We start from the raw sequence: 12,675 nt of genomic DNA on the forward strand, positions 1-12,675 counted from the left end.
ATTTGATTTTTTCTTGGTTCAAATATCCAAATCTCGGCCGCTCGGCCGGGCCTCAACATGCTTTATTCCTCGGCGTTCAAAGTAGCCCTTCAGCCCGAAACATCTCCATCACATCCGCCTCGGGCCGCGCGCCGTAATGCCCGATCACCTCACGCGCCGCGATACATCCCATGCGGCCAGAGACGCTCAGACTTTGCTCCGTGGCCACACCATAGAGAAAGCCTGCCGCAAATTGGTCACCTGCACCGGTGGTATCCACAGCCGCCACGCCCTGCACAGGCACGCTGACCGTCTCTTCACCGCACACAATAACCACATCCGCGCCCGCGCGTGTGCAAACAATCAACCTGCTCTCAGACGCCGCAGTCTCCAGCGCCGCCCCCAAATCCTCGGTCTGGTAGAGCGATGTCCACTCATGCTCATTGCCGATCACATAATCCAGATCGCGCACAAGCCCGCGAAAGTCATCGCGGTGCCGGTCCACGCAGAACGGATCGCTGAGCGACACCCCCGCCATGCCCCCGCCTGCACGACAAGCAGCCGCCGCCTCGGCAAACGCCGCTTTCCCCTTGGGTTTGTCAAAGAGATATCCTTCCAGCAGCAATATCCCCGCCGCCCCCGCCACATCCGCGCGCACGTCCTCAGAGCCAAGCTCGGTCGAGATGCCCAGATAGGTGTTCATCGACCGCTCCCCATCGGGAGACACGAAGATCATCGACCGCGAGGTTGGCATGTCCGCGCCGCGCGGCGCATTGACGAAATCCGTGCCAACATCCGCCATCGCCTTTGCGTAATAATGCCCAAGCGCATCATCCGCGACCCGCCCGATCAACGCCGTGCTCAGCCCCAGCGCCCCCATACCCGCGATCGTATTGGCCACCGACCCGCCCGGCATTTGCTGGCGGTTTTCCATCGCCTCATATAATGCCTCGCCGCGGTCCTGCTCGATCAGGGTCATGACACCTTTTTCCACGCCCATGCGCGACAAGAACCCATCGTCGCATTGGCTGATCACGTCCACGACGGCATTGCCGATCCCGACAGCTTGGTACTTGGTCATTGGGTCTTGTCCTCAAATTGGCACAGATCTCGGATCAGGCAGGTGGGGCACATCGGTTTGCGTGCCTTGCAGTGATAGCGCCCATGCAGGATCATCCAGTGATGGGCGTGGTGTTGGTAATCAGCGGGGATGTGGTCCTCGACGGCGCGCTCCACGGCCACAACATCGCGGCCGGGCGCGATCCCTGTGCGATTACCAATGCGAAAGATATGCGTATCGACGGCCTGTGTGGGCATCCCCCACCACATATTGAGCACGACATTGGCCGTCTTGCGGCCCACCCCCGGCAGGCTTTCAAGGGCGGCGCGCGAATTGGGCACTTCACCGCCATACTCATCGACCAGTATCTGGCTCAGCTTCATCACGTTCTTCGCCTTCTGGCGAAAAAGCCCGATTGTCTTGATATGATCTGTCACGCCCTCAAGGCCCAGATCGAGCATCTTCTGCGGCGTATCGGCAATCTGGAAAAGCGCCCGTGTGGCCTTGTTGACACCCGCGTCCGTCGCCTGCGCACTCAGCGCCACGGCCACGACAAGAGTATAAACGTTGACGTGCTCCAACTCGCCCTTCGGTTCAGGGTCGGCTGCGTGGAAGCGCTCAAAGATCTCGCGGATCGTGTGATAGTCGAGTTGTTTTGCGGCTTTGCTCATGGGCATCCCTATGACGCCAAAATCCACAATGCGCAATATTCGGGTCGCGGGCGCATCGGGGGCTCACTAGAATGACACTCATGCCAGAGGAGAGCCTGATGACCACGCCAACCGCCCCCGATGAGGGATATCATTTCAGCGTCATGCGCCGCGCGATCGAGGCGATCGACGCAGGCGGCACCGATCTGACGCTCGACGCGCTTGCGCGGCAGATGGACATGAGCCCTGCGCATTTTCAGCGGCTTTTCTCCGCATGGGTCGGCGTATCGCCCAAGCGCTATCAGCAATATCTGACGTTGGGCCATGCCAAGGCGCTTTTGGCCGCGCGCTTCACCACGCTTGCCGTGGCCGGTGAGGCGGGTCTATCTGGCACGGGGCGTCTGCATGATCTCTTCGTGCGGTGGGAGGCCATGAGCCCCGGTGAGTTTGCCCGCAAGGGCGCGGGCTTGCGCATCTTTTGGGGCTGGTTCGAGAGCCCCTTCGGCCTCAGCCTTGTCATGGGCACCGACAAGGGAATTTGTGGCATCGGGTTTGCCTCCGAGGCGGGCGAGGCCGCGACTATGGAGGATCTGCAAGGCCGTTGGCCGGGAGCGGAATTCGTTGAGGACCCCATGCGCCTGCGCCCTTGGGTTCTGGCCGCTTACGGCGCAGCTGCAAATGAGGCCGCCCCTCTTTATCTCATCGGCGCACCCTTCCAGATCAAGGTCTGGGAGGCCCTGCTGCGCATCCCCTCGGGCCATGTCACCACATATTCCGAGATCGCCGAAGCAATCGGCCACCCCCGCGCCGTGCGCGCCGTCGGCACCGCCGTGGGGCGCAACCCGATCAGCCTGCTGATCCCCTGCCATAGGGCGCTACGCAAATCGGGGGGCTTGGGCGGGTATCACTGGGGATTGCCGGTCAAACGCTCCATGCTGGCATGGGAAAGCGCGCGTGCAGAAGCGTGTGCAGACATCTGAGCCACCCGATCACATAAAAATGCGCGGATTGCCGCCGAATTCCCCACGCTTTGGTATTGGGGGCAGAGCGCGGCATACCTATACTGCTCTCAGACCCGACAGATCGGGCGTTTTTTGAGAGGCTATATACATGTTCCGCGCATCCAAACCCCTTCTTTTGACCACAGCAACCATTTTGACCCTTGGCGCGTGCACGGCACCCGCTCATCTGGGGGGGACCAACGATCCCAACCGCCAAGCCAAGCAAGGCGCGCTGATCGGTGGCATCCTTGGGGCGGCGACCGGGGCGGTTGCAGCCGACAAGAGTGGCCAAGGTGCCATAATTGGCGGGGCCATCGGGGCGTTTGGCGGAGCCGCCATCGGCAATCAGCTCGACAAACAAGAGGCCGAGCTGCGCCGCGATCTGGATAATCAAAACGTGCAGATAACCAATACCGGCGACCGTCTGATCGTGACCTTGCCGCAGGATATCATTTTTGCCGTGGATAGCGCGCAGGTCAATTCCGGGTTGCGCGGGGATCTTCTGACCGTCTCGAACAGCCTGCAAAACTATCCGGGCAGCACGGTTCAGGTGATCGGCCATACCGACAACACCGGCGATGCGGGCTATAACCAAGGCCTTTCCGAGCGGCGCGCGAATGCTGTGGCGGACGTGCTGATGGATGGCGGCGTGGCCTTCAACCGGATCAATGCCATCGGCCGGGGCGAGGACCAACCCGCCGCGTCCAACCTCACCGAAGAGGGCCGCGCACAAAACCGCCGGGTCGAGATCGTGATCCTGCCCAGCGCCTAGGGCCACAATCGATTTAGACACGAGAATTTATGAGCTGGGTGCATTATGCAACGCAGAGGGCCACTTGGCGTGATGACGAGCGCCGTGTCGGAAGGGGCAGCTCATGCTGTATTCGGGGCCGGGATTATACCCGACCCCGATGATCTTGATTAGAGCATCTCGCGTTCAATTGAGTTCAGTCAAACGCGATATTGCTTAGTTGGCCGAGAACGGCAGCGACGAGTGGTGCAGCACGATCTTCGGCTCGCCGTTCTCCATTTGCTCAAATCCAAACGTGTACTCGACTTTCACCTCTGATCCGTCGGTCTGTGTGAAGAAGTAGTTGCCCATCGACATGGCCGTGTCGCCGCTGATGATGGTGCCCTCGTTTTCCCAACGAACATTCGTGTAGGGCGCAATCGCGAAACCGCCATCTTCGGCGATATCGCCACCGACAAAGTAGGACAGCGCTTCGTCGAATGTGCCACGGAACTGATCCTCGGCGGCAAGCGTCGGCTTGAAGAGAACCTCACTTTCCCCATACGCGTAGAACATGTTGATATGATCCGTTGCAGCCCCACGGTAGTCGCCGTTATCGGTATGGATCTTGCCGATGTTGACGATGCCTTCGCCCCAAGCGTCTTGAAGGGCGGTTACTTGCTCAAGGGTCAAACCAGCATCACCGTCCGAAGCGAGGGCGACCCCGCTTGTGGTGGCGAAAGCGAAGGCTGCGGCGATGGCGAGGGCTTTGGGTTGTGTCATTTCTGTCTTCCTGTTCATGGATATGTGTTTGCTTAAAAACAGGAGATAAGGATGCCAAATCCATAAAACCAATTGAATAATTTCCTAGTTTATATAGCCTGAAGGCATGGATCATGGAGGCACCTAATGCGCCCGACCTTACGGCAGATCGAATATTTCGTGGCGGTCGCCGAGTATGGTGCCTTCGGCGCGGCGGCAAAAGCCCTCGCCGTCAGCCAACCGAGCCTTTCCAAGCAGGTGAGCACCATGGAAGAGGAACTTGGCACACGTCTGTTTGAACGCACGTCGCGGCGTGTGACGCTGACGCCGACGGGCCGGGCCGTGCTGGTCCGGGGGCGGTCAATCTTACAGGAGGTGCGTGATTTCAGGGCGGTTGCGCGAGGAACCACAAGCCTCTTTGCGGCCAAGCTGTCGATCGGGGTGCTGCCCTCGGTCGGCGCCTATTTCATGCCCAGCGCCAACCGGCGGCTCCACACGCTCTATCCGGATCTGCGCCTTGTGGTGCAGGAAGGGGCGACGCGCCAGCTTCTCGATCTGCTGAAGGACGGCAAGATTGACGCTGTCATCGGCGCGCCCACCAACGATCCCGAATTTGAAAGTGCCTCTCTCTTTGAGGAGACGCTATGGGTCTGCGCGGCCAGCGATGACCCCCTGTCATCCGGCAGCGGGCCGGTGACGTTATCGGACCTAGCAGACCGCCCGCTCTTGTCGCTGAGCGCGGGGTTCAGTCTTCATGATCTGGTCAAACAGCTCGCTGCGAAAGCAGGCACCTATCTGAGCCTTGACTACGAAGGGGGGAGCCTGGACGCGGTGCGGCAGATGGCGGTCATGGGCGCAGGTGTCGCAATCCTGCCCTCTCTCTATGCCCTCGCCGAGGCTGTGCGGGACCCAGAGTTCAAAGTGCGCAGATTAGACCACCCCGACGCGTTTCATCCCATCGCGTTGCATTGGCGGCGAACCTCGCCCGCCGCAGAGGATTTTCACAGCCTGGCCGCCGACTTGGTCAGCGTGAAAGAAGAGATCCGCGCCATTCGCGGCGACCGCTTCGGCTAACGTCACTGAGTTTCGATACTGGGCTTCAATGCTTCGTTTGGAACATAGCCCGCTTCAATCTATACCCACCTACGGTTTTCCAATCGCCCCTGATACACACTCAGAGGTTCAAGTGGGTGTCAGCACGGCTCAAAATAGCGTGCGGCGGCCAATCGTTGCACGCCAACAGCCACTCTATGTTAAACAGTTTCTCCAAAGCCAATCTCTGCCCATCTGAATACAAACCCGACCCCACATTGACCCCGCCCCCGCTTCGCGCTACGCGATTGGCCAATCACAATCCGCCCAAAAGGACCCCGCACCATGACCAATCCTTCGCTTCTCATTCTGCCCGGTGACGGGATCGGCCCCGAAGTCATGGCCGAGGTTCGCAAGATCATCGACTGGTATGGCACAAAGCGGGACATGCCCTTCGATGTGTCCGAGGATCTTGTGGGCGGCGCGGCCTATGACGCGCATGGCGTGCCGCTTCATGATGATACGATGGCAAAGGCGCAGGAGGTCGACGCAGTTCTGCTGGGTGCGGTCGGTGGGCCGAAATACGATGATCTTGATTTCTCGGTCAAACCTGAGCGGGGCCTCTTGCGCCTGCGCAAGGAGATGGACCTTTTCGCCAACTTGCGCCCGGCGCAGTGCTTTGACGCGCTGGCGGATTTCTCCTCGCTGAAAAAAGAGGTCGTGGCGGGCCTCGATATCATGATCGTGCGCGAGCTGACCTCGGGCGTCTATTTCGGCGAGCCGCGCGGCATTTTCCAAGAGGGAAATGAACGTGTGGGCATCAACACCCAGCGCTATACCGAGAGCGAGATTGACCGCGTGGCGCGTGCGGCGTTTGAGCTGGCCCGGCGGCGGGGCAACAAGGTCTGCTCCATGGAGAAGGCCAACGTGATGGAGAGCGGCATCCTGTGGCGCGAGGTGGTGACGAAGGTCCACGCCGAGAGCTACGCCGATGTGGAGCTGAGCCATATGTATGCGGATGCGGGTGCGATGCAGCTCTGCCGCTGGCCCAAGCAGTTTGACGTGATCCTGACCGATAACCTCTTTGGTGATCTGCTCTCGGATTGTGCCGCGATGCTGACCGGCTCGCTCGGGATGCTGCCCTCGGCCAGCCTTGGCGCGCCGATGGCAAACGGCCGGCCCAAAGCGCTTTACGAGCCCGTGCACGGCTCCGCCCCCGATATCTCAGGCCAAGGTCTGGCCAATCCGATCGCCTGTATTCTTAGCTTTGCGATGGCCCTGCGCTATTCGTTTGATCAGGGCGATGAGGCGACGCGTCTGGAGCAAGCCGTCGAAGCGGTTCTGGCGAACGGCGCACGCACGGCGGATCTGATGGGTCCTGAGGATGGCACTCCGATGGGCACGGTCGCGATGGGCGATGCAGTGATCGCAGCACTGGATGCCAGCCTCTAAGATCGTGCTATATTGCCTGCCATGATGGGTAAGCTCAACCTTTCCAGCCCCGTGCCGGCTGTCCTTGCGGCGCTGCTGATTGCAGCGTCGCTCTGGGTTTTGCAAGGCGCACGTGCGGGTGTCGAGATCACGGGCGGGGCTGTGGGTGCAACGCCCGTGACCACCTTTGCCAAGCCCGGTGCGGACGGCCCTCACGTTGTCGTCGCCCATGGCTTTGCCGGATCGCGCCAGATGATGCAGGGCTACGCGCTGCCACTCGCGCGGTCGGGATACCGGGTGCATGTGTTCGATTTTCTGGGCCATGGGCGCCATACCCTGCCAATGTCCGGGGATGTTTCGGTGATCGAGGGGACTACACGGCGCTTGATGGACCAAACCTCTGCCGTGATTGATGCGGTGGCCGATCCCGGCGTGCCCGTAGCCCTTATGGGGCATTCCATGGCCACGGATGTTCTGGTGCGGGTGGCGGCGGAGCGGGATGATATTGGCCCGATGGTGCTGATCTCGGCCTTCTCGCAAGCGATTGATGCGCAGCATCCCCGTCAGCTTTTGCTGGTGACCGGCGCGTGGGAGGCCGGGCTGCGCGGCTATGCGGTCGAGGCCGCGCAGATGGTTGCGGCGGATACACAAGAGGGCGGCCTCGCTGTGAATGGCGATGTTGAGCGCCGTGCCGTGGCCGCGCCTTGGGCCGAGCATGTGGCTGTCCTGCACAGCCGCGCGGGCCGGGCCGCAGCGGTCGAGTGGCTCGATGCGGCGTATGATCGTGAGAGCGCGCCGCGTATCTGGCACACCGGCTGGGGTATCTTGGGGCTTCTGGCAGGCCTCGTTCTGCTCTTTGGGCCAATGGCCAAGCGCCTGCCACAGACCGCCCCCCCCCACACACAAAGGCTCACCCGCACGCGCCTTGCTGTGGCGTCTCTTTTGCCCGCTCTGGCGGCGCCCCTGTTGGCCGTACCGCTCAACCCCAATCTGCTGCCGGTTCTGGTGGCTGATTACCTCGCGCTGCATCTGGCAATTTTCGGGATCATTCAGCTTGTCTTGCTGCGCCGCTGGGGCGTGCCACTGGGCGGGCTGTCGCTGGCGGGGTTCGCCCTTTTGCTGTTGTGGTGCGCCGCGTTCGGCTTTGCCATGGATCGCTATGCGGCCAATTTCTGGCCCGTGGGGCAGCGGGTCTGGATCATCGCCGCCATAGCCATTGGCGCTGTGCCTTATATGCTGGCCGATGCGGCACTCATGCGCGGCGCGCCGGTGCTGCACAGGCTGGCGACACGCGGCGGGTTTATCGCCTCGCTGGGCCTCGCCGTGGCGCTTGATTTCTCGGGTCTCTTTTTCTTGCTGATGATCGCGCCGGTGATCGTGCTCTTCTATCTCACCTTCGGCACGATGGGCAGACAAGCCGCCGCACGGATCGGCCCGCTCGCACCGGGCCTCGCCCTCGGCCTCGTTCTGGCTTGGGCGCTGGGGGTTAGCTTTCCGCTGTTCCAATCCTAAGCGTCACCACGCACTGCTTAAGCCTCGCGAAATAAGGCACTCCCCCCCCACCGGGTTCTGCGCATCCAACAGACTCTTCCCGTGCGGCCCCGACACAAGCGTGCGTTCTGCACCCCACCAAAACTACTGGTTGCCATTGCTCAAAAATAACCCAACAGTAAACATTGTTTCCTGAAGTGCGCATCAACGGGAGTGATGATGCGTTTTGATTTCAACATAAGAAGCAACCTGGAAACTCAAGAAACGATGTCGGCAAAGCGGTCGCCGATATTATGAACAGTGGAGGAGACCCAAATATGTCCGTAGAATTAGCGACAATATACGCAGAGCAGGTAAGCCTGAACTCATTGGTGCAAAACCTCGTTTACGCCTCAGGCGTTGTCGGGGCGATCACCGTGGTGGTCGGGCTTTTAATGATCGACGCGGGCACGACCCGACGCAAAAGCCTTTTCAACTCGACCATCGAAAAAGTCATGGGCTTTTTCATCGGTTTCTCTGTCTATTTCATAATCGGCTTCGGCTTCTGGGCCGCGCAGTATTACATCATGGAAGGTGCTACCATGGCTGACAGTCTGCGGGACTGGTGGCTCTTTGGCGGCATGTTGAACGCGAATGCGTCCCTCACGGATCCGGCGGTCTTTCCGGGGCTGAACACGTTCCAGATCTTCGTGTTCTTCCTTGCCTGTTTTGCAGGCATCATCAACATCCTGTTCCACTTCGCCGTATCTGAGCGGATGAAGGCCTCGGCCTATTACGTGTTGTCGGCGGTCGCAGCCGTCGTGTCATCGGTGCTGAGCTATTACACTTGGGGCTCGGTCGGGCCGCTGACAAATGCGGGCTTCCACGACTTCTTCGGGGTTGGCTTCGTCTATCTCTTCCCCACCGGTATCGCGCTCGCTTTGCTGCCAATGCTTGGGGCGCGTCCCGGCATTTTCGAGCCACATCCGATGGTGCCGGGCTATTACGCGCCCAGCATCGGGCTGGCGGCTGTTGGGCTTTTGACCATATTCGCGGGCCTGCCCATGGTGATCGTTTCATGCCTGTTCTTCTTTGATCCCGAGGCGTTGGCGGTCAGCGTGACCATGGCCGACACCAGCGTGGGCCTTGCCCTCAACAACTATGCGATGTCATGGGCCGGCGGCGCCATTGGCGGCGGCATCATCGCCTATGCGACCCGCAAATACGCCTACCTCCTCTTGGGGCCTTTGGGCGGATATGCGGCAGGCGCGTCAGGGTTTGACGTCTATGAACCCGCGCAGATGTTCCTTGTGGCCTTGGGCGCGCCTGTGGTGTGCTTCCTCGTGTATGAGTTCACACAGAAACGCCGCATCGACGAGCACAAGCTCCTGCCGCTCTTTTTCGGTGCGGGGGTGTATGGCCTGATCATGGTGGGGCTTGTGAAAGCTGGCACGCCGCGCGGCGGGTATTTCGGCATTGAGGAAGGCATCTACGCCTTCCAACACGGCGAAATCGGCATCGTGATGCAATTGGTCGGTATTGTGGTCTGCCTTGGCGCAGGGATCGTGACAGGCCTGGTCACAGCCCTTCTGTGTAAGGCCACGATCGGTCTGAAAGTCCCCGAGGAGGAGATGGCCGCAGGTCTGGATCATCTGCGCTGGGGCGTCGAGACCGACGTGGCCACCCATGAAGACACAAGCGCGTCCAAGTCCGCCTGATCACGCGACGCGGGCGGGGGCCTCTCCCCGCCCGTATTGCCCCCAAAGGACGAAAAGATGATCGCGCTTTGGGATCAACACCCGGTTTGCTTTAGGATTCCGGGCGGGTTTTCATCTCTTTCAAATGCTCCCGCAGGCGCGCTTTGTCCGCCTTGCGCGCGGTGCAGCTATCGCAATCCTCGGCAGCGGCCTCCGCCTCTGCTTCAAGCGCGGGCGAGGGTTTGGGCACCAAAAGCGCCCAAGCCGCACCGCTCGCCCCGAGGGTGAGCGCCGCCGCAAGGATCACCGCGCGCCTCATGCCGTGCCCGTTTCAAGATAGCGCTCCATCGGAGCTGCACTCGCCGGATCACCCTTCGCTTCCAACTCCAAAAAGTTGATCGCGGCCACTTCATGTGCCGTAAGAGTGCGCAGCATGGGCAGGTCCTCCGCTGGGGCCATCGCTTCAAGCCCCCAGAAATCATCCATGTAATCAGGGAAGGACTTACGCCAATCCGCAACCAGCTTTGCGAAATCCGCATCCGTTTTGGCGGCGGACGCGCGACCCGAGGCCAGAAGCTCATCGCGCGACCGTGGTGTCAGCCTGTATTTCTCCAAAAGGGGCACGACAGAGGCGGCGGCATATTCCTCGACCCGGGCCATAAGGCCCATTTTGCGCTGCTCGTCGTCGCTCAGCCGTTCTGCGATACCGTCAAAATAAGCCTCGCCCTCGACCTCCTCCTCATAGTATTGGACGAGCGTTTCAAGATACTTGGCCCGGCGCGGCGCCTGCATATGCGCCCCATCCGGCGTCTGGCCCACATCGACCCGGTCATGGATCAGCGGCACGTCGATGTCGTGATCCGTGTCCAGCTCGCGCGCATAGCGGTGCCCGGCATAGACCGCCGCCGCAATGATCGCAGGGGCCTCGGCATCACCAATCCGTTTGAGCGTAAAGGGCAGTTTTGAGGCATCCTCGGCACCGTCCAGAAGCGCATGGTAAAGCGCATCATTCGGGGCGCGCTGCGTCACCATCACAACACTGGCGAAAGGCAGTTTGCGCGTCTCGCCGGTGTATTCACAGCTGAGCGTGGCGTGCGATCCGTCAAACGTGGTCAGAGCATGGCTCAGCTCGATCTTGACGCCCATACCCTGCAAGTGGCTGCGCACGCGCCACCGCTCGGACGTGTTCGCAGCCCATGGCGAAATCGCATCAGACGGCGTGCAGATCGTCACATCCAGCCCCGCCGATTTCAGCTTCTCGGCAATCACACCGCCCATGTAATAGCCGTCTTCGTCATAAACCAGCACGGGACATGAGGGCAGTTTGCCGTCCATGATATCGTCGGGCGTGAGGATCTCGGCCCCCTCAGCGGCAACATCGACGTAAATCTCACCGTCAAAGCGATCCCTGCGCCATGTAGCGCCCGTGGCGAGAACCACGTGATCGGCCTCAACCGCGTGCACGTCTTCGGCGCTCAGATAGCTGTCCATGAAGATGTCGACATTCACCATCTCCTGTAATTGCTGCACGCGGTAGTCACGCACGCGAATATATTCGCTCATCCCCGGCAGCTTCGCCTCACGGGTCACACGCCCACCAAGTTCGGTGTTGGCCTCCGCCACCATGACCTCGTAGCCGCGTTGTCCCAGCGCGCGCGCCGCCTCAAGCCCGGCGGGGCCGGAGCCTACGACGAGCACCTTTGCATCGCTGCCCTTTTCGGGTACGTCCTCAGGGTGCCAGCCCTTGCGCCACTCCTCTCCCATCGTGGGGTTCTGGGTGCAGCGAATGGGCACGCCAAGGCTGTCGCCGCTATAGCAGATGTTGCAGCCAATACATTCTCGGATTGCGTTGAGGTCGCCAGCCTCAATCTTGGCAGGCAGATACGGATCGGCGATGGAGGGTCGCGCTGCGCCGATAAAATCAGTGATGCCGCGCTTGATCTGGCTGACCATCGTGTCGGGCGAGGTGAAGCGGCCCACGGTCACGACGGGCTTGGTTGTCTTGGATTTGATGAAATCCATGTAAGGCTCCAGCGACGCCTCCTTGGTGAAACGGGACACACCCATTTCCACAGAATAATCCGCAATGTTGATGTCCCACAGATCGGGCATTTCGGCCATCATCTCGAACATATCGCGCCGCTCGCCATGGATCGGCACCCCGTCCTCGCCAATCTCCTCGTCGGCGGCAAAACGCACAGCCACGGCGCAGCGATCGCCCACGGCGTCTTTCGTCTCCTCGATCAGCTCGCGGATGAGACGCGTGCGGTTCTCAAGGCTGCCGCCATATTCGTCAGATCGCTGATTAATCCGGGGGCTGAGGAAGTTGGACAGAAGATAAGTGTGCGTGGCGTAGACATAAACGATATCAAACTCCGCATCGCGCGCGCGCAGGGCCGCCTTGCGGTGCCAGCGGCGCAGATTGCGGATATCGGTCTTGTCCATCGCGCGGGTCTGGTAGGGGTGGCCCGCAAGGTTGGGCATGGAGGTGATATCCATCGCCACTTCGCGGCTGAAATTATTGGAGCTGCGCGCCCCGCCATACCAAAGCTCGGCCCCCGCCAGCGCGCCGTATTCGTGGATCTTCTCGGTCATCAGAGCGTTGGCGCGCACGTCGCTATCGTCCCAGAGCGAGGCAGAGGCGTGTGGCAGATCATCCGAGGTGGGGTGGATCGAATTATATTCGGTGTTGATCACCCCCCAGCCGCCTTGCGCCTTCACATGACGCATCTCGGCCAGCATACGCGGACGGACCCAGCCCATGCCGGTGCAATGAGGCACCTGATAAAAGCGGTTCTTGGCCGTGACGGGCCCGATCTTCATCGGCTCAAACAGGATATCGTAACGGGGATCGCGGGTCATA

Annotated in this window: 11 protein-coding genes; 6 read left to right on the forward strand and 5 right to left on the reverse strand. The window is 60.8% G+C overall.

All coding sequences use genetic code 11. From position 1 onward, the window contains the following. Nucleotides 1-76 precede the first annotated feature (76 nt). The gene (locus KUD11_RS03085; protein ID WP_109386694.1) at nt 77-1,060 is read right to left on the reverse strand and encodes an adenosine kinase; all 984 of its coding nucleotides are present in this window, start codon (nt 1,058-1,060) and stop codon (nt 77-79) included. Then, nucleotides 1,057-1,710 (reverse strand): endonuclease III, encoded by a 654-nt coding sequence (nth, locus tag KUD11_RS03090; RefSeq protein ID WP_109388299.1) that lies wholly within the window; start codon nt 1,708-1,710, stop codon nt 1,057-1,059. Before nth ends, KUD11_RS03085 begins: the two co-directional genes overlap by 4 nt. 98 nt (nt 1,711-1,808) lie before the next feature. Here nth and KUD11_RS03095 point away from each other — a divergent pair, with 98 nt between their 5' ends. Further along, entirely contained in the window at nt 1,809-2,669 is an 861-nt protein-coding gene (locus KUD11_RS03095) for a methylated-DNA--[protein]-cysteine S-methyltransferase (RefSeq protein WP_109388297.1), read from the forward strand. 130 nt (nt 2,670-2,799) lie between these two features. Continuing rightward, nucleotides 2,800-3,462, forward strand: a complete 663-nt coding sequence (locus tag KUD11_RS03100) for an OmpA family protein (RefSeq protein WP_181375314.1) — start codon at nt 2,800-2,802, stop codon at nt 3,460-3,462. A gap of 195 nt (nt 3,463-3,657) precedes the next feature. On the opposite strand, the gene KUD11_RS03105 is transcribed toward KUD11_RS03100, so the two are convergent. Further along, complete coding sequence (locus KUD11_RS03105; RefSeq protein WP_109386690.1) at nt 3,658-4,203, reverse strand: phosphoribosyl-AMP cyclohydrolase; 546 nt, start codon at nt 4,201-4,203, stop codon at nt 3,658-3,660. Nucleotides 4,204-4,329: 126 nt separating this feature from the next. Here KUD11_RS03105 and KUD11_RS03110 point away from each other — a divergent pair, with 126 nt between their 5' ends. The 4 genes from KUD11_RS03110 to KUD11_RS03125 all read left to right on the forward strand — a co-directional run bounded on the left by KUD11_RS03110 (nt 4,330) and on the right by KUD11_RS03125 (nt 9,833). Then, a complete protein-coding gene (locus KUD11_RS03110; protein ID WP_109386688.1) occupies nt 4,330-5,256 on the forward strand; it encodes a hydrogen peroxide-inducible genes activator in 927 nt (308 codons plus the stop codon). A gap of 303 nt (nt 5,257-5,559) precedes the next feature. After that, the gene (gene leuB / locus KUD11_RS03115; RefSeq protein WP_109386686.1) at nt 5,560-6,666 is read left to right on the forward strand and encodes a 3-isopropylmalate dehydrogenase; all 1,107 of its coding nucleotides are present in this window, start codon (nt 5,560-5,562) and stop codon (nt 6,664-6,666) included. Nucleotides 6,667-6,687: 21 nt separating this feature from the next. Then, nucleotides 6,688-8,157, forward strand: coding sequence for an alpha/beta hydrolase (locus KUD11_RS03120; RefSeq protein WP_224380141.1), 1,470 nt, complete (start codon nt 6,688-6,690; stop codon nt 8,155-8,157). Nucleotides 8,158-8,453: 296 nt separating this feature from the next. Further along, a complete protein-coding gene (locus KUD11_RS03125; protein ID WP_109386684.1) occupies nt 8,454-9,833 on the forward strand; it encodes an ammonium transporter in 1,380 nt (459 codons plus the stop codon). Nucleotides 9,834-9,924: 91 nt separating this feature from the next. On the opposite strand, the gene KUD11_RS03130 is transcribed toward KUD11_RS03125, so the two are convergent. Both KUD11_RS03130 and KUD11_RS03135 read right to left on the reverse strand, forming a co-directional pair. After that, nucleotides 9,925-10,131 (reverse strand): hypothetical protein, encoded by a 207-nt coding sequence (locus tag KUD11_RS03130; protein ID WP_109386682.1) that lies wholly within the window; start codon nt 10,129-10,131, stop codon nt 9,925-9,927. Continuing rightward, complete coding sequence (locus KUD11_RS03135) at nt 10,128-12,674, reverse strand: oxidoreductase (protein ID WP_109386680.1); 2,547 nt, start codon at nt 12,672-12,674, stop codon at nt 10,128-10,130. Before KUD11_RS03135 ends, KUD11_RS03130 begins: the two co-directional genes overlap by 4 nt. Nucleotide 12,675 lies beyond the last annotated feature (1 nt).

The organism is Roseovarius carneus (assembly GCF_020141465.1).
GTDB lineage: Bacteria > Pseudomonadota > Alphaproteobacteria > Rhodobacterales > Rhodobacteraceae > Roseovarius > Roseovarius carneus.